The organism is Azonexus sp. IMCC34842 (assembly GCF_050368855.1).
In the GTDB taxonomy this organism is placed as follows: Bacteria; Pseudomonadota; Gammaproteobacteria; order Burkholderiales; family Rhodocyclaceae; genus Azonexus; species Azonexus denitrificans_A.
The window spans coordinates 616,820-633,802 of sequence record NZ_CP178449.1; the positions used below are offsets into that span (position 1 = coordinate 616,820).

Genomic DNA, 16,983 nt, shown 5'->3' on the forward strand with positions numbered 1-16,983 from the left:
TTAGTTGCCCGATGCCGGGCAGGCCATTGTTCGGGTGGACAGCGGCCATGCAAAACCGGCCAGGCAGTACAATTCGGCCGGATTTTCAACATTCCCGGAGGTGCTGCGACGCTCCAACGGGGCTTAAGGGGAAACGATATGTGTGGTCTGCCGCGCCTGATTTTTGCCAGCTTGCTTGCCATCAGCCTGAACGTCGCGGCCGAGGAAAGCCCGACGTTTGAGCGGATCGCCCAGCGGGCCAGCATTCATCTTGGCTACCGCGAAGCGGCTGAACCCTTTACCTACCTGCCTGCCGGGCAGGGCAGCCCGGTTGGCTACACCTGGGAGATCTGTTCGCATGTCGTCTCGGCCATCGAGACCCGGTTGGGCAAGAAGCTCAAGGTCGTGCCGATTGCCGTCACCGAAAACGCCCGCATCATGCTGCTCAAGACCGGCGTCGTCGATCTCGATTGCGGCGGGGCGGTCAATTCGGTGGCGCGGCAAAAGCAGGTCGCTTTCTCCTTGACGCTGTACGTGAACGAAGCGCGGGTGATGGTGAAAACCAGCGCCGCGATCGCCAGTTTTGACCAGCTGGCCGGCAAGCGCGTGGTCGTTCTGGCCGGCGGCATTGCCGAGCGGCAGGTGAAACAGGCCGCGCTGAGCGGCAATATCACGCTTCAGTACCAGTTGGCCAACAGCCCGGCCGAAGCCATGGCAGCCTTCGTCAAGGGTGAGGTCGATGCCTATATCGGCGAAGGCGCCACGCTGGCCGTGCAACGCGCCGGCAGCGCCGACTATCGCTTGCTCGACGGCGCTCTGGCGGCCGAACCGTGGGCCGTCATGCTGCCCTACGGCGATCCGGCGGCCAAGCAACTGGTCGACGAAACCTTGCGCGGCCTGATGCAAAGCGGCGAGTTGGTGCGGATCTACGACCAATGGTTCGGTGGCCCGATCCCGCCGAACAACGCCCGCCTCGATTTGCCGATGTCCAGCCTGCTCAAGACGGCGATCGAGTATCCCAACGATAAGCCGGTCAATTGACCGACCCTTCGCTGCGGCCGTGGGGGGCCGGCTGAATCAATACTCCTGGAGCATCGCGATTTCGGTATCGGCATGCCGCAGGCGCATGGCCAGCGAGCGGGAGATCGCCGCCAGCAGCGTAAAGGCCAGTTTCTTGTGCTCGTCGGCCAGCTTGTTGAAGTGTTCCAGCGAGAGCACGAAAAACTCCGTTTCGCTTGCCGCAATCGCGTCGTTGCCGCGCGGTCGGCCGTCCAGGAAGGCCTGCCCGCCGAAGAAATCGCCGCGCCCGAAGGTGGCGATGTGGCGGGTTCGCCCGGCACCGAGCGGGGCGAAAATCTTGACCGAGCCGCGGCGGATCAGGTAGATCGCGTCACCCGGCGAGCCGAGTGAATAAATCGCTTCGCCCGCCGCATAGACGCGGTTTTCCAGGCTGGCTTCAAGGTCGGCCAGGGTTTCGTCCTTGCGATCCTTGAACAGTTCCATTTCATCTAGGCGCAGCGCCACTTCCGGCGCCGTTTGGGCGCGTTCCTCTTCGCCGAGCAGGCGGTCTTCGACCCATTCGATGGCGCTGTCCAGTTCGGGGAACAGGCGCACCGTGTCGCTGTTCTCGGTGACCCCGGTCTGTTCGAGAAACTCGCGCAGATTGCGGCCATTCGGCAGCTTTTCATGGACATTGGAGAGGATCAGCAGGGCGTGGCGCTCGGCCAGCGCATCGCGGACCTGACGCAGCAGGTGGGCGGCCGTGACGTCCACCGACTGGACCCGTTTCATGTCGAGAATGATGAAATTGCGCGTCTTGATCTCCGGATCGAGTAGCGCATTGAGCTGTTGCGTCGTGCCGAAGAAAAGGCTGCCCTGCAGCGTGAAGATCACTGCCTGGTCGCCCTTGTGCTCAAGAACGCGGGTTTCCGCTTCGGGCCGATGCCAGGTCGACGACATCTGATTGACGTAGAACTTGTGGCGCACCACCGAGCCGCCGATCTGCTCGCGCAGGAAGAGCACGATCGCCATCGCGACGCCGACCGCGGAAGCGGCAATCAGCCCGATGCTCAAGGCGACGATGATGACGACGAGGACCACTCCGAAATCGAAGACGGTGGCCGGCGACTGGATGAAGCGCAAGGGTTCGCGGTCGATCATGCGCAGGCCGACGGCGATCAGGATGCCGGCCAGCACGGCGACCGGAATCCAGGCGATGAAATTGCTCAGGAGCAGCGCGAAGACCAGCGCGGAAATGCCCTCGACGACGCCCGAGGCGCGGGTCGTTGCGCCGCTCGACAGATTGACCAGGGTGGCGCCCATCGTCCCGGCGCCGGGGATGCCGCCAATCGACGAGGAGGCGATGTTGGCGACGCCCTGGGCGATCAGTTCGCGATTCGGCTCGTGCTGGCTGCGCGTCATCTGGTCGAGAACGACGCAGGTTTTCAGGGTGTCGATCGAGAGCAGCACGGCCAGCGTCAGGGCGCTGCCGAGCAGGGCCGCGACCTGGGCCAGATGGATGCCGCCCAGTTCATGCCAGCGTCCGGCAATCGAGGCGAAATAGCCTTCGCTGCTGGCGCCGAGCGGGCCGACCAGCAACGGGTTGCCGGCCACCTCGAGCAGGCTGGCATCCTGGGTGGCCAGGCCGAAGTAAGTGGCCAGTCCGGCGACGATGCCGAGGATGGTGCCGGGAAAGCGATGGGTAATGCTCGGTCCGATCAGCATCGCGGCAATCGTTGCCGCACCGACGGCGAGCGCCCGCCAGTCCCACAGCCAGGGCGAAGTGACGCTCTGATACCAGGAGATTTCGCCAGAGGTGCCGAACAGCTTGCTGATCTGGCTGCCGATGATGATCAGCCCGACGCCGGTCAGATAGCCGCTGACCACCGGGTAGGGAATGTACTTGATCAGGCGGCCAATGCCGACCATGCCGAACAGCACCTGAAACAGGCCGGCGAGAATGCCGAGCAAGAGCAGCATCAGCACGATGTTGCCGGCCGATTCGCCATCCTGGAGCAGACCGATGGCGAAGGCCGAGAGCACGGCGGCGGCCGGCGCGCAGGGGGCGCTGATCAGCCGGTCGGTACCGCCGAGGATGGCGGCGATCAGCCCGATCACCGTCGCCCCGATGATCCCGGCCAGCGCGCCGAGCGCCGCATGGGCCGGGCTGATGGCCGAATAGATGGTGACCCCGAAGGCAATGGCGGCTGGCAGGGCGACCAGCATGGCCGCCAGGCCGCCCCAGAAATCTCCGGTCAGGTCCGTCTTCTTGAAGAACTGTTGCATTCCCCCTCCGTGCTGGTCGCTCTTTTGTGCTGATGGTAATCCTTCTCCGGCCCTTGTGCCGCAGCTTGGGCGACGGTTGTGGCAGAATCGGCGGCAGGTCGGCGAACAATCGGGCGATGGCCGATCGGCGAAAAAAGGGTGGGGAGAGATGAAAAAACATCAAAAATCATGGCGGGCGCTGCTCTGCGCCCTGTTTTTTTGCGGCGCTTCGAGCGCCGTCGTCGGGCAGGAATTGCGACCGCTGGTCAAGGCGCAAACGCTCTATCTGCCGATCTATTCGCACATGCTCTATGGCAACCTGGGAAAGAGCGGCAAGCCCTCGTTCGTCCTGTTGTCGACGCTGGTCAGCATCCGCAATACCGATACCCGCCGGCCGTTGCGCGTCGTATCGGCCCGTTACTTCGATACCCACGGCACCTTGCTCGGCGAGCGCGTGCCGACGCCAGTCGTCCTGCCGCCACTCGGAACGCTTGAGCTGTTTGTCGAGCTGAACGACGCTTCCGGCGGCTCCGGGGCCAATTTCATCGTCAAGTGGGATGCCGAGCAGGCGATCAATCCGCCGCTGGTCGAGTCGCTGCACGTCAATATGGATGGCGGCAAGGCGGTCATCTTCATGACCCAGTCCGTGCCCATTTCCGATTAGGCGGCCGGCCGGTGTCCGTGATCAATCCCTCGCAGACCGGGTACATCTTCCGGCTGGTCTATATCGCCCTCGGCATGCTCTTCGCCGTGCATCTGTTCGGTGCAATCGGCTACATGTACCTGACTGACGGCAAGTATTCCTGGTTCGACTGTTTCTACATGACCTTCATTACCGTGGCGACCATCGGTTTCGCGGAAATCATCGACATGTCGAGCAACCAGCCGGCCCGGATTCTCACCGTCGTCATCGGCATACTCGGCGCCGGCAACCTGTCGCTGCTCTTCTCGGTGGTGACCGTCGCGCTGCTCGAAACCGATCTGAATGGAACCCTGCGGAGAAAACGTATGGAAAAACAAATCAAGAAACTCAAACACCATTACCTGCTTTGCGGTTTCGGTCGGGTCGGCCGCAACATCGCCCACGAGCTGGAGGCCACCGGCCGGCATTACGTGGCGATCGACGAAGACCTCTCCCGCCTCGAGGAATATAAGGAAAAGAGTCCCGGCTTGCTCTACCTGCACGGCGATGCCAGCGACGACGACGTGCTGGTGGCGGCCGATCTCGAGGATGCCAAGGGGATCTTCGCGGTGACCGGCGACGACTCGCGTAATCTGATGATCGTCATCACCGCCAAGCAGTTGAAACCCGACGTGCGGGTCGTCGCCCGCTGCCAGGAAGTGCGCAATGTCGAAAAGATGCGCAAGGCCGGGGCGGATGCCATCGTTTCCCCCGACTTTACCGGCGGCATGCGGATCGCCTCGGCAATGATTCGTCCGCACGTGGTCTCTTTCCTCGACGAAATGCTCAAGTCGGAAAAGAACCTGCGCGTCGAAGAGGTGATGGTGCCGGCCGGCTTCATTCCCAAGCCGCTCGGCGCCTTGAAGCTGCGCAGTGCCAATTACGTGTTGCTGGCGGTGCGCGAGCGGAACGGCAACTGGCAATTCAATCCGGACAAGGACTTTCTGCTCAAGCCCGGCTTTGTCCTGATCGCCATGGCCAATTCGGTCGGCCGCATGGAGATCGAGGCGCTGCTCATCGAGATGGCGTCCTGAGCTTATATTCGCCCGCGGTCTCGGGTTAGACTGCGTCTGCTGGCCGGTGGTGTTGCCGGTCATGACTATCCGGAGAAAACAATGAAAAAAATTGTCGCAATAATCGGGGTTTCATTTCTGCTGGCGGGTGGCGCCATGGCTTCGGAAGATCTGGCAAAAGCCAAGAACTGCCTGACCTGCCATTCGGCTGACAAAAAGATTGTCGGTCCGTCGTACAAGGACATCGTCGCCAAACGGGGCGGCGAGAAGGGGGTCGAAGCAGCCCTGGCCGCAAAGATCAAGGGCGGCAGCAAGGGCGAGTGGGGCCAGGTGCCGATGCCGCCGAACAATGTCACCGATGCCGAAGCGGCGACGCTGGCCAAGTGGATTCTGACGCTCAAGTAAAGCGCCGTTTCGAGTCGTTTTCCCCGACCCGCTCCGGCGGGGACGGGACTCCGAGAGTCGCTGTGGCGGCTCTCGTTTTTTCTACAGGATTTTTGCCGATGAGCCAGCATGAAAACCCTTAGCCCGGAACAGCAGCGTCGGCGCTGGCTGGTCATCGGCATTGTCGCGCTGGCCTACGTTCTCTCCTTTTTCCAGCGCTTTGCCCCGGCCGGCATCGCGCAGGATCTGGCGTCATCGTTCCAGACCTCGGCGACCTCGCTCGGTGTGCTGGCCGCCACCTATTTCTACGTTTACACGCTGATGCAGGTGCCGACCGGCATCCTGGCCGACACCTTCGGGCCGCGCCGGATCCTCGCGCTGGGCGGCATCGTCGGCGGGCTGGGCAGCTTCCTGTTCGGCCTAGCGCCGACCCTCGATCTGGCGCTGGTCGGCCGGACCATGGTCGGCCTCGGGGTTTCGGTCACGTTCATCGCCATGCTCAAGCTGATTGCCGTGTGGTTCGAGGAAGAGCGTTTCGCGACCATGGTCGGCGTCTGCATGCTGGTCGGCAACCTCGGTTCGGTGCTGGCCGGCGCGCCGCTTTCGGCCCTCGCCCAGGTCTCCGGCTGGCGCGGCGTGTTTGTCGGCGTCGGCGCGCTGTCGCTGGTCCTCGGCATCCTGTGCTGGCTCATCGTGCGCGACAGCCCGGAATCCTCGGCCGGCGCGGCGCGGCCGCGCGTCGACCGGACAGTCGTCCTGGGCAGCCTGTGGTCGGTGCTCAAGAACCGCGATACCTGGCCGGCCGCCCTGGTCAATACCGGCATGTCCGGCTCCTTCTTCACCTTTGCCGGCCTCTGGGCAACGCCTTACCTGATGCAGGTGCACGGCCTGGCCCGGGCCGTGGCGGCGACGCATTTGTCGCTGTGGTTCGGCGGCTTCGCCATCGGCTGTTTCTTCATCGGTACGCTGTCCGACCGCCTCGGGCGGCGCAAGCCGGTGTTGATCGTTGCCTCGCACCTCTATGCGGCGACCTGGTTGCTGCTGTTCTCCTGCACGCCGCTGCCGCTGACTTTGTCCTACATCGTCTTTGCGCTGTTCGGGCTGGCCACTGCCGGCTTCAGCCTGACCTGGGCCTGCGCCAAGGAAGTCAATCCGCCGCTGTTGTCCGGCATGTCCACCAGCGTCGCCAACATGGGCGGTTTCATGGCCGGCGCGCTGTTGCAACCGCTCGTCGGCTGGGTGATGGATCTCGGCTGGCAGGGGGAACTGTTCGGCGGCGCACGTTTCTATGATCTGGCGACGTGGCGGAGCGGGATGCTGGTGATCACCGTGGCCGCGACGCTGGGGGCCGCTTCGTGCTGGTGGGTTAGGGAAACCCGCTGTCGCAACATCTGGAAATCCGGCTAGACTGAAGATCAGGATAAAGTTTGGGGGGTAATCTTGCGCTACTGGATCTCTGCTGTCGGGAACGCGCAAGGTCAACGCCGAGCCTTGTTGGCAGCGGCCCTCGCCGGGTTGTCGACGGCCTTGCTGGGCGGCTTTGTCGCTTTGGGCATTGAGCGTTCGGCCCACCAGCAGCATGAAATTCAGGCCCGGCAACTGGCCGTGGCCGTCGCCCACGATCTCGGCGGCCGACTCGATCGCTCGCTCTCCGCCGCCATCGCCTTGAGTGCGGTAATCCGGCAGGGCAACGGAAAAATCGACAATTTCCCCCAGCTCGCCAAGGAATTGATCGGCCAGTTTGGCGGCATTGCCGCCCTGCAACTGGCGCCCGACGGGACGATCAGTGAGGTCGAGCCGCTGGCCGGCAACGAGCGGGTGATCGGCTTCAGTCCGCTCAACGATCCCGTCCAGGGGCCGGAAACGCGGCTGGTGATCGAACGGCGTCAGCTCGGGCTTGCCGGCCCGGTCGATTTGCGCCAGGGCGGCGTCGGCATCGTCGGGCGCAACCCGGTTTTCATCAAGGATGCCGACGGCAACGAGCAGTTATGGGGATTGGTCCAGGTGCTGATCCGACTTCCCGAATTGTTGCTGGCCACCCGGCTCGATGCCATCGAACGTGCCGGATACCGCTACGAACTCTGGCGCTTGCGGCCCGACAATAGCGTCCGCCATGTTTTCGCCAGCTCCTCGGATCAGCCGCTGGAGCGGCCGGTCGACATAGCGATTCCGGTCCCCAACGGCGAATGGATGCTGAGCGTTGCCCCCGAGACGGGCTGGCATTCACGGCGCTCGCTGTTGATTGAGGCGGCGGTCATTTCGCTGGTATCACTGCTGGCGGCAGTGGCCGTCTATCTTGGCCTGCGCCAGCTGCAGTTGCGGCGCTAGAAGGGGCGCCTGGCGCCTGGTCGGCGGTTGCCCAATGGCGGCATGGCCTATTCGACCAAGCGGTAACCGACGCCGGGCTCGGTGCGGAGATGCCGGGGCAAGTTGGCGTTGACCTCGAGCTTGCGGCGCAGGCCGGCCATATACACCCGCAGGTAATGCGTGTCGTCGACATGGCTTGGCCCCCAGACCTCGCGCAGCAGTTGCCGATGCGTTACCACCTTGCCGAGGTTGGTCAGCAGCATGACCAGCAGCTTGTATTCGATCGGCGTCAGATGGATTTCGGCGGCGCCGCGCCAGACCTGCCGCTTGATCAGATCGATCTGGATGTCGCCGAGCGTGGTCTGCGGGCTTTCCGTCCCGGCCGAATGGGCGGCCCGTCTGAGCAAGGCCCGGACGCGCGCCTGCAACTCGGGGATGCCAAACGGCTTGGTCAGGTAGTCGTCGGCGCCGGCATCGAGCGCCCGCACCTTTTCGCTTTCGATGCTGCGGGCGGAAAGGACCAGGATGGGCACGGCCGACCAGCTGCGTATTTCGCGGATCACCTCGATGCCGTCGCAGTCCGGCAAGCCAAGGTCGAGAACCAGCAGATCGGGCTTGCGCGTTCCGGCTTCGATGATGCCGCGTTCGCCCGACGCGGCCTCGGTCACCGCGCAGTTCTCGGCCTCGAGCGCCGTTCTCACGAAGCGCCGGATCTGCACTTCATCCTCAATGATGATGACGTTGTATGGATTGGCGCCAGGGTTCACTCGATCACCTCTTTCGGGACTTCCGGCGCCTGCCCGGCCGGCAGGCGGATGACAAAGCGCGTCCCGCCGCTCGCCCGATTCTCGGCGCTGACCGTTCCCTCGTGGGCCTCGACGATGGCGCGGACAATCGACAGCCCGAGGCCGACGCCGGTCACCGTCGATTCGTTCTTGCCCCGGGCAAACTTGGCAAACAGCGCTTCTTCCTTGCCGGCCGGCAGGCCGGGGCCATTGTCTTCGAGAATGATTTCAACCGAATCGCCGCTTTGCCTGGCCGACAGCGTAATGGTGCTGCCGGCCGGGGTGTATTTGGCGGCGTTCTCCAGCAGGTTGCAGAAGACGCGCTCCATCAGGATCGGATCGAAATAGAGCAAGGGCAAATCGGCCGGCAGCAGCACCTGGACGGTATGACCAGCCAACAGCTGGGCGCGCGATTGCAGGGCGACACCGACAATTTCCTCAAGGGGCTGCCAGTCGCGGTTGATCTTGACGTTGCCCGACTGCAGGCGCGCCATGTCGAGCAGATTGCTGACCAGGGCGCTGGTGCGCAGCGCTTCTTCGCGAATCGCCTGGGCAATCTCGGCCTGCGCCTTGGGCAAGGGCGGGCCGGCCAGGCTGAGCGAATCGGCGAGGCCGGTGAGCACCGTCAGCGGCGTCCGCAGGTCGTGCGAGAGCGCCGCCAGCAGCGAATTCCGCAACTGCTCCGACTCCATCTGGATCAAGGCTTCCTGGGCGACGCTGATGAAATGCACGCGTTCGAGGGCGATCGCCATCAGCGTCGCGCTGGTTTCCAGCAGCCGTTGTTGTTCCGGTGCCGCCGTCCATTGGCCACGCGTCGGCAGCAGGGCCAGCAGGCCGCGGGTCCGCATCGGCGCCTTGAGCGGCACGTAGAGCACCGGCGCCGAGGGCAGTGTGCCGGTGGACAAGCCGGCCAGTTCGTTGTGATCGAAAGCCCATTGGGCGATGCCGGCATCGAGTTCGGGCAAGGTATCGAGTTCGCTGACCCGGACCAGCTTGTCCTTGGCATCGAGGGCCAGCAATACGGAGCGGGCGGCGAACCCGCGCTCGATGAAGCGCTCGCTGATGTCGGCGATCTGCTCGTTGGTCAGCGCACTGGATAGTTCCCTGGCCATCTCGAACAAGGCGCGCATGCGCTGCTCGCGACTCTCCGCGACCATCGCCTGAAACTTCAGGCCGGCGGTCAGCTGGCCGATCAGCAGGGCAACGCCGAGCATGATGGCAAAGGTCAGGAGGTACTGGACATCGCTGACGGAGAAGGAAAAGCGTGGCTGGACGAAGAAGAAATCGAAGGCGGCGACCGACAGCAGGGCGGCCAAGGCGCCCGGGCCGCGGCCGAGCTTGTAGGCGACCAGCACCGCGGCGAGCAGAAAGACCATGACGATATTGGCCAGATCGAGATAGCGCACCAATGGCGCCGTGCCGACCGTGACCAGCGCGACGGCGAGGCTCGCCCAGGCATAGCCCGGCCAATGCCGGGCAAGACCATCCGGTGGGCTCTCGGATAGCGCGGGCGAGGCGCTTTCCCGTTCGTCGGGGTGGCGGGCGACGAGTATCACGTCGAGCTCCGGACAGGCGCGGCCGATGCGCTCGGCAAAACTGCGTTGCCAGGGCCAGAGTCTTTCGCTGTCGCGACCGATGATGACTTTCCCCAAATTATGGTCGCGGGCGTAGGCCACTGCCACCGCGACGGGGTCGTGGCCGGAAAGGCTGGCCGTCGTCGCCCCGAGATCCTGGGCCAGTTTCAGCGTGCGCAGGATGCGCGCCCGGGCCTCGGCCGGCAGACGTTGCAGCCTGGGCGTCTCGACGTAGATGGCGTGCCAGGGAACGTTGAATTGCGCCGCCAGCCGGGCGCCGCTGCGAATCAGCTTGTTGCTGCCGAGGCCGGCACTGAGGCAGACGAGCAGCGATTCCTGGGTTTGCCAGACGGTGGTCACCGATTTTTCCCGGCGGTAGGCCTGGACGTCGTCGTCCACCCGGTCCGCCGTGCGGCGCAGCGCCAGTTCGCGCAGGGCCAGCAAATTGCCTTTGCGGAAAAAATTGTGCACCGCCCGCTCGGCCTGTTGCGGAATATAGACCTTACCGTCCTTCAGGCGCTGCAGCAGTTCCTCGTGCGGCAGATCGACCAGGACGATTTCGTCGGCACTGTCGAAAACGTGATCCGGCACCGTTTCCCAGACTTTCGTCCCGGTAATGCCGCCGATCACGTCGTTCAGGCTTTCCAGGTGCTGGACATTGACCGTCGTGAAGACGTCGATGCCGGCCCCGAGCAGTTCCTCGACATCCTGCCAGCGCTTGGGGTGGCGCGAACCCGGCGCGTTGGAATGAGCCAGTTCGTCGATCAGGATCAGATCCGGGGCGCGCGCCAGGGCGGCGTCGAGATCGAATTCCTGGAGTCGATGCCCCTTGTAGTCGATCTGGCGCAGCGGGATCAGTTCCAGCCCCTGAAGCAGGGCCGCCGTTTCCGAACGGCCGTGCGTTTCCACCACGCCGACCGCCAGATCGACGCCCTGGCCGAGCAGCAGGCGGGCGGCGCCGAGCATCGCATAGGTCTTGCCGACCCCCGGGCTGGCCCCGAAGAAGATTTTCAGCTTGCCGCGTCTGGCCTGATTCGCCTCGGCCTCCAGTTGGGCGAGCAGGGCATCCGGATCGGGGCGCGCCAGCGCTTCGGCCATCAGCCCCTCCCGCCGGGCAGTACGACGCGGGCAAGGACGCGCAATTTGTCCTTGAGCCCGAGTTTCTCGTCGGCAATCGCTTCGAGGAAATCGGCCAGGCGTTTCGAGCGGGCCACGGCGAACAGTACCAAGGCAATGAAAATGAGCGTCGCGATCAGGCCGTGCGCGACTCTTTCGCCGACCGACCCGGCGCCGAACGCGATGATGTTCATGCCGAAATAGCCAGTGGTGACCGTGGCGATCAGACCGAGGATGGTGATCACGGTCAGCCGGACGACGGTGTTGGATTGCCGGCGCTGCGAGTCGCTGTCCAGGTACTGGCTCATTTCGCGGATTTCGTCGCGCACCTCGTCGTACAGCGCATCGTTGCGCAGATGGTTGGAGCACAGCCGGAACAGCGCCTGGACGTGCGGGCGCTCGGACAGTTCGTGGAACCAGTAACGGTGGGTGAACCGGAGAAAGGTTTCGAAATTGGCCCGGATGCGCCGCTTGAAGCGGCGGACTGATGCATCGTTGCGGATATCGAGGTCGTTGACCGCATCGACCAGCACTTCGGAAAAGACCAGCAGGGCCGCCCGATGCAGGTGGGCGATCAGGAAGACGACGAAATACTGATGTCTGAACTGGGCCAGCACGCCACGTTCGGCGTCGACAAAAAAGCCATCGCGGACATTGCCGACCACGGTCAGGACGTTGCCGGTGCAGATGAAACGGGTATTCGGCCCGCTTTCCGAATCCTGCCAATAGCGGTCCTGGCAGTAGCGCGTCTCGAATTCCTGCACCGCCGGCTCGTTGACCGGCAACGGCTCGGTCGGATGCAGCACCGTGGCCAGCCCGATGCGCACCCACTCTTCGCGCGTCAGGTGCCGCGGCTCGGCGATGGCCAGATAGGCCGTAACCGGCATGCGGTGGTACTCGATCAGCCGGTAACGCAACTCGCCCGGTTCGTCGGAATGGGCCAGTACCAGCGGCTGCAGGATGCAGGCCCAGTGTTCGGAGATGCACGGGCTGCGATGCTCGCAGACATATTCCAGGTATTTCGAGCGGCGCTCGGCGTCGGAAACGGCGATGACCTGCCCGTCGGCATCCAGCCACTCGGCGAGATGGACGTTGTGCAAGCCCCGGCCGGCCTCGTCCCAACCCGACGGATAGGCCCGGCCGAAACGGAAGAGAATTTCGCGGACCGTGGCCAGCGGCAGGTGGTCGCCGCGTACTTCGATATTGAGCAGGGCGAGGTCGAGGTCGTGGAAGAAATAGAGGTCGAGGTGCACGACATGCAGCTCGACCGGTTCGTCGCCCGGTTGCAGGGTCAGGCGGAGGCCGGCGACATCCTTGCGGCGATAGACGTGGACCGGCGAATCGCCCGGCGGGTCGCCCGGGTTCAGGCGCCGCGAACGTCCCTCGCCATAGAGAAAGCGCTGGACGTAGGGCAGGAAGGAGACGAACTCCCGGTAGTGGCGCTCCTTGAACTGCGTCGGGTCGGCGGTGAATTCGTCGTCGACCCGGGTCCAGGGCTGCCCTTCCATTGCCCCAAAGACTTCCCAGTGCCGACCTTCCGTCCCGTCGGCGGCGAGCGGTTCAAGTTGCAGCGGCCAGATCAGGCTGCCGTGGAACAGATCGACCTGCTTGTCGGCATCCGGCATTTCTGTACTCACGATCTGGCCCCCCTGCTGACGAATGTTTTCTGCCGGCTCGCCCTTCATTGAGCGGCACCTGCCCGATTCTAGCGCCAACCAGCCGCCGGGATCGGCCGATGGGCTGCCGCCGCCGATTGCCTCGTCTGGCGAGTCGTGCTCAGCGCGACCTTGTGTCCCGGAATTGCGCGGGCGTTCTCCGGACGATCATTCGCGCCAACTGCCGTTTAAGTGCAAAACCGGGGGCCGCGCCACGCTAGGTAACGAAGCGGTAACCCACACCAGACTCGGTGAGAATGTATTTCGGCCGGGTCGGATCGCCCTCGATTTTTTTCCTGAGATGCCCCATATAGACGCGAACGTAGTGGCTGTCCTCGGCATGAGAGGGGCCCCAGACCGCCTTCAATAGCTGGCGGTGGGTCAGCACCGAGTCGGGATTGGCAATCAGATAGGCGAGCAACCGGAATTCGATCGGCGTCAGGTGAATCGGGAGCCCGTCTTTCTCGACGATGCGTTTGCCGAGGTCGACGCGAACCGTGCCAAACTCGAATACCGACAAGCCAGTCGAGCCGGCCTTCGAGGATCGCCGCAGGTTTGCACGGACGCGGGCCAGCAGTTCAGCGGCGCCAAACGGCTTGGTCAGGTAATCATCGGCCCCGGCATCGAGTGCGGCCACCTTCTCCGTTTCGGCCGTGCGGGCCGAGAGAACGATAATGGGTACTTCCGACCAGGTACGCAGGTCACGGATCAGGTCGATGCCATCGCCATCCGGCAAACCGAGATCGAGCACAACCAGGTCGGGTTGCCGCGTGCCGGCTTCGATCAGGCCACGGCTCACCGAGTCGGCCTCATGAACTATCAGGTGCTCCGCTTCCAGGGCCAGCTTGATGAAGCGGCGTATGTTCTCTTCGTCTTCGACGACGATCACAGTCGGTGTTGTGGCGGACATTCAGTGTTCCTCCCGGACTTCGGGTTCATCGTCCATGTCGAGCTGCGGCGGGGTGCCTTTGGGCAGCGAGAAGACGAAACGGGCACCGCCTTGTGGACGATTCTCGGCATGTATTTCTCCCCCATGTGCTTCGACGATCGCGCGACAAATGGCCAGCCCAAGACCGACGCCGCGGGTGGTCCCCTCGGGCTGGCCGCGTTCGAATTTCTTGAAGATCATTTCTTCTTTTCCTTCGGGCAAGCCGGGGCCGTTATCGTCGACCCAGATATCGATGCTTCTTTCTGTGGCACGGGCTCCGATTTCGACCTCGCTGCCAGGCGGCGTGTATTTGACGGTGTTTTCCAACAAATTGTAGATGACTCTCTCCATCAGGACGGAGTCAATATTCACCAGGGGCAGGCTTTCGTCGAGGGCTATCTTGATCTGGTATTTGGCGAAGGATCGCTCAAGGGTTTTCAGGGCACTGACGACCACCTCATCCAATGGTTGCCACTGCCGGTTCAACTCGACCCGGCCGGCCTGTAGCCGGGCCATGTCAAGCAGGTTATTGACCTGGTCACTGACCCGCAGCGCTTCTTCCTTCAGGGAGCGGGCAATCTCGGCCTGTGGCCCGGTCGGGGGCGGCAGGGTCAAAAACATCGAATCGGCCAGGCCGACCAATACGCTCATCGGCGTTCGCAAATCATGGGAGATGGCCGACAGTACGGAATTTCGCAGGCGCTCGGATTCCATTTGCACAGTTGTATTCTGGGCCACCTCGACGTAATGGACGCGTTCCAGGGCAATGGCGATCAGCGATGCAAAGGTATCAAGCAAGCGCCGTTGCTCCTGGATCAACAAGCGGTCGGTATTGCGCATTTCAAGCGCCAGCACGCCACGCAGGCGCATCGGTGCCTTCAACGGCAAATACAGGATGGGGCTGGCGGCCAGCGTATTCGTGCCTTGGCCGGCCGCTTCGGCATGATCGAAAGCCCACTGGGCAATGCCCATGTCGACGGCAGGAAGACCATTGGCCGAGGCGAGCGCCGGCTGCAACTGGTCGTTCTCGTCGGTCAGCATGAACGCAGCTTTGGCGCTCAGTTCAGCGACGATGAAGCGTTCGCCGATTTCGGCGATCTGCTCGGGCATCAGCGCTGCCGAAAGGTCGCGCGACATTTCATAGAGGGAACGTACCCGCTGTTCCCGGCGCATCGCCACTTTCGCCTGGTACTTCGAGCCGGCAGTGAGTTGGCCGGTGATCAGTCCAACCGCGAGCATGACGCCGAAGGTCATCAGGTATTGCACATCGGTGACGGCGAAGGAAAAGCGCGGTGGCACAAAGGCAAAATCAAAAATGGCAACCGACAGGAAGGATGCCAGGACACCCGGACCACGGCCGTAGCGCATGCTGACCAGTACCACGGCCAGCAGAAAGACCATGACGATGTTGGGTAATTCGACAATCGGGAAAAGCAAGGCGGCAGCCAGGCCGGCCAGCGCACAGCCAAAGGCTGCCTTGGCGTAGGCCGGCCACTGCTCGAAGATATTTTCGTCGCTACTCTCCTGAATCGACGTGGCGGAATCTTGCTCGTTTGTGGAGCGCGCCACCTGGAGTACGTCGAGATCGGGCGCCCGTTGCCCGATCCGGTCGGCAAAGGAACGGTGCCAGGGGCGCCGGAGACGCGAATGATTCCGGCCGACGACAATTTTTGCCAGATTGTGGTCGCGCGCATATTTGATCGCCATCCCGTCGGCCTCTCCGCCGGACAGCGTTGCCGTCTGAGCGCCCAGTTCCTCGGCCAGTTTGAGGTTGCGCAGGATGCGATGGCGGCTTTGCTCAGGCTGGCGCTGCAAGGCAGGGGTTTCGATATAGATGGCGTGCCACGGCGCCTCCAGGCGGCTGGCAATTCGGGCTGTTGTCCGGATTACTTTCTCGGCCGCGGTGCCGGTGCCAATGCAGGCGAGCAGTGAGTCGCGCGTTTGCCAGACCGATGAAACGAGCTGGTCGCGCCGATACTGCAGCATCTGGCTATCAACCCGGTCTGCCGTGCGGCGCAGGGCCAATTCACGCAGGGCGATCAGATTGCCCTTGCGGAAAAAATTGCGGATCGCCCGCTCCGCTTGATTGGCCAGGTAGACCTTGCCGGCCTGCAGGCGTTGCAGGAGTTCGTCGGGGGGCAGGTCTACCAGCACGACCTCATCGGCGGCGTCGAATGCCTTGTCCGGTACCGTCTCCCAGACCCGGATGCCGGTAATGCCACTGACCACGTCGTTCAGGCTCTCCAGATGCTGGACATTGACCGTTGAATAGACATCGATGCCGGCTGCCAGCAACTCGTCGATATCCTGCCAGCGCTTGGCATGGCGCGAGCCGGCAACATTGGAATGGGCCAGCTCGTCCATCAGGATGAGCGCCGGCTTGCGCCGCAAGGCGCCGTCCAGATCGAATTCCTTGAGAATGCGGTCACGATAGGGAATATCCCGCAGTGGCAGGTATTCAAGTCCGTCGGCCATCACTTCCGTTTCCATCCGGCCGTGGGTTTCGACGATGCCGATGACGACATCCACGCCGGCCAGAAGCTGTTGCCGGGCGGCGCCCAACATGGCGTAAGTCTTGCCGACACCGGCCGAGGCGCCGAAAAATATCTTGAGTTTGCCGCGCTTGGCCTTGGCCTCCTCTTCATTCAGGCGGCTGAGTAACTGATCGGGGTCCGGGCGTTGGTCTGGCATTGATTTTGTTTCCTAAAGCCAGCCGACGCGCTTGAAATTGAAATATAAGGCGAGGCAGGCGGCGCAATTGATCAGCATGCTTTATCCCCTTGTCTTTCGCTGGCCCCGATCCTGCATGTTTTGGGCAATTTCAGCGAGCGTTCGGGCCCGCACCAATCCTGGAAATACCGTCTTGCAGTGGGGCGAGCAGGTCAGTTGCCGGCCGTAGGCCAAGCGATCAAGTACCGGGTGAACTTCATGTCGACCACCGCAAACCGGGCAAGTATGTAGTGCCATGGTGTCTTATGCCGCATGTTCTGCATAACGCGCCAAGGCTACCGCCTGATCGGCAGTTGCCGACGAGACGATGAATGTATCTCCGCCGCATGCACTACCCAGGCTCAGCGCCAGACTTAACGCCGCGAACCCGGCGACTGCCAGCCGCACGGGTTTGCCGTAGCCAGACAGAAAGATCCGGATACCTTCCATGCCGATTCCCGTGGCCGGAAATTTCATGACAACGGCAATCTTGCCGGGCTCCAGGGCCGCGATTTCAAGCGAGTCGTGGGTTGAGGCGATACCGATGCATAGGTCTGAGTTCATTCTGCCCTTCACTTTCGATTGAT

General features: G+C 63.2%; 13 protein-coding genes. 6 read left to right on the plus strand and 7 right to left on the minus strand.

What is annotated here, in order from left to right; genetic code table 11:
* The first annotated feature begins 138 nt into the window (after positions 1–138).
* Positions 139–1,020: an amino acid ABC transporter substrate-binding protein gene (locus ACLIKD_RS02890; protein WP_428827098.1), complete on the plus strand. Its 882-nt coding sequence runs from the start codon at positions 139–141 to the stop codon at positions 1,018–1,020.
* Positions 1,021–1,056: 36 nt separating this feature from the next.
* On the opposite strand, the gene ACLIKD_RS02895 is transcribed toward ACLIKD_RS02890, so the two are convergent.
* The gene (locus ACLIKD_RS02895) at positions 1,057–3,264 is read right to left on the minus strand and encodes a SulP family inorganic anion transporter (RefSeq protein ID WP_428827099.1); all 2,208 of its coding nucleotides are present in this window, start codon (positions 3,262–3,264) and stop codon (positions 1,057–1,059) included.
* 148 nt (positions 3,265–3,412) lie between these two features.
* Between ACLIKD_RS02895 and ACLIKD_RS02900 the strand changes: the two genes are divergently transcribed.
* The 5 genes from ACLIKD_RS02900 to ACLIKD_RS02920 all read left to right on the plus strand — a co-directional run bounded on the left by ACLIKD_RS02900 (position 3,413) and on the right by ACLIKD_RS02920 (position 7,650).
* Entirely contained in the window at positions 3,413–3,907 is a 495-nt protein-coding gene (locus tag ACLIKD_RS02900) for a DUF3124 domain-containing protein (protein WP_428827100.1), read from the plus strand.
* Between the two features lie 11 nt (positions 3,908–3,918).
* Positions 3,919–4,959, plus strand: coding sequence for a potassium channel family protein (locus tag ACLIKD_RS02905; RefSeq protein WP_428827101.1), 1,041 nt, complete (start codon positions 3,919–3,921; stop codon positions 4,957–4,959).
* 81 nt (positions 4,960–5,040) lie between these two features.
* The gene (locus ACLIKD_RS02910; RefSeq protein ID WP_226418796.1) at positions 5,041–5,343 is read left to right on the plus strand and encodes a c-type cytochrome; all 303 of its coding nucleotides are present in this window, start codon (positions 5,041–5,043) and stop codon (positions 5,341–5,343) included.
* A 108-nt stretch (positions 5,344–5,451) separates the two neighbouring features.
* A complete protein-coding gene (locus ACLIKD_RS02915) occupies positions 5,452–6,729 on the plus strand; it encodes an MFS transporter (protein WP_428827102.1) in 1,278 nt (425 codons plus the stop codon).
* Positions 6,730–6,816: 87 nt separating this feature from the next.
* Positions 6,817–7,650 (plus strand): CHASE domain-containing protein, encoded by an 834-nt coding sequence (locus ACLIKD_RS02920; RefSeq protein ID WP_428827103.1) that lies wholly within the window; start codon positions 6,817–6,819, stop codon positions 7,648–7,650.
* A gap of 47 nt (positions 7,651–7,697) precedes the next feature.
* Here the strand turns inward: ACLIKD_RS02920 and ACLIKD_RS02925 are convergent, their stop codons facing one another.
* The 6 genes from ACLIKD_RS02925 to ACLIKD_RS02950 all read right to left on the minus strand — a co-directional run bounded on the left by ACLIKD_RS02925 (position 7,698) and on the right by ACLIKD_RS02950 (position 16,960).
* Entirely contained in the window at positions 7,698–8,396 is a 699-nt protein-coding gene (locus ACLIKD_RS02925; RefSeq protein WP_428827104.1) for a response regulator, read from the minus strand.
* On the minus strand, positions 8,393–11,086 hold the full coding sequence (gene kdpD / locus ACLIKD_RS02930) for a two-component system sensor histidine kinase KdpD (RefSeq protein ID WP_428827105.1): 2,694 nt from the start codon (positions 11,084–11,086) through the stop codon (positions 8,393–8,395). Before kdpD (ACLIKD_RS02930) ends, ACLIKD_RS02925 begins: the two co-directional genes overlap by 4 nt.
* Positions 11,086–12,741 carry a CorA family divalent cation transporter gene (locus ACLIKD_RS02935; protein ID WP_428827106.1) on the minus strand — a complete coding sequence of 552 codons (1,656 nt, stop codon included), beginning with the start codon at positions 12,739–12,741 and terminating at the stop codon, positions 11,086–11,088. Before ACLIKD_RS02935 ends, kdpD (ACLIKD_RS02930) begins: the two co-directional genes overlap by 1 nt.
* Positions 12,742–12,976: 235 nt before the next feature.
* A complete protein-coding gene (gene kdpE, locus ACLIKD_RS02940; RefSeq protein ID WP_428827107.1) occupies positions 12,977–13,669 on the minus strand; it encodes a two-component system response regulator KdpE in 693 nt (230 codons plus the stop codon).
* Positions 13,670–16,378 carry a two-component system sensor histidine kinase KdpD gene (gene kdpD / locus ACLIKD_RS02945; protein WP_428827108.1) on the minus strand — a complete coding sequence of 903 codons (2,709 nt, stop codon included), beginning with the start codon at positions 16,376–16,378 and terminating at the stop codon, positions 13,670–13,672. It abuts the gene before it with no gap.
* Between the two features lie 282 nt (positions 16,379–16,660).
* On the minus strand, positions 16,661–16,960 hold the full coding sequence (locus ACLIKD_RS02950; protein ID WP_428827109.1) for a hypothetical protein: 300 nt from the start codon (positions 16,958–16,960) through the stop codon (positions 16,661–16,663).
* Between the last annotated feature and the right edge of the window lie 23 nt (positions 16,961–16,983).

Excerpts from the sequence above, each read along its gene's own strand:
- kdpD (WP_428827108.1), bottom strand. The coding sequence starts at position 16,378 with ATGCCAGACCAACGCCCGGACCCCGATCAGTTACTCAGCCGCCTGAAT.
- ACLIKD_RS02900 (WP_428827100.1), top strand. The coding sequence starts at position 3,413 with ATGAAAAAACATCAAAAATCATGGCGGGCGCTGCTCTGCGCCCTGTTT.
- kdpD (WP_428827105.1), bottom strand. The coding sequence starts at position 11,086 with ATGGCCGAAGCGCTGGCGCGCCCCGATCCGGATGCCCTGCTCGCCCAA.
- ACLIKD_RS02890 (WP_428827098.1), top strand. The coding sequence starts at position 139 with ATGTGTGGTCTGCCGCGCCTGATTTTTGCCAGCTTGCTTGCCATCAGC.
- ACLIKD_RS02915 (WP_428827102.1), top strand. The coding sequence starts at position 5,452 with ATGAAAACCCTTAGCCCGGAACAGCAGCGTCGGCGCTGGCTGGTCATC.
- ACLIKD_RS02910 (WP_226418796.1), top strand. The coding sequence starts at position 5,041 with ATGAAAAAAATTGTCGCAATAATCGGGGTTTCATTTCTGCTGGCGGGT.
- ACLIKD_RS02895 (WP_428827099.1), bottom strand. The coding sequence starts at position 3,264 with ATGCAACAGTTCTTCAAGAAGACGGACCTGACCGGAGATTTCTGGGGC.
- kdpE (WP_428827107.1), bottom strand. The coding sequence starts at position 13,669 with ATGTCCGCCACAACACCGACTGTGATCGTCGTCGAAGACGAAGAGAAC.
- ACLIKD_RS02950 (WP_428827109.1), bottom strand. The coding sequence starts at position 16,960 with ATGAACTCAGACCTATGCATCGGTATCGCCTCAACCCACGACTCGCTT.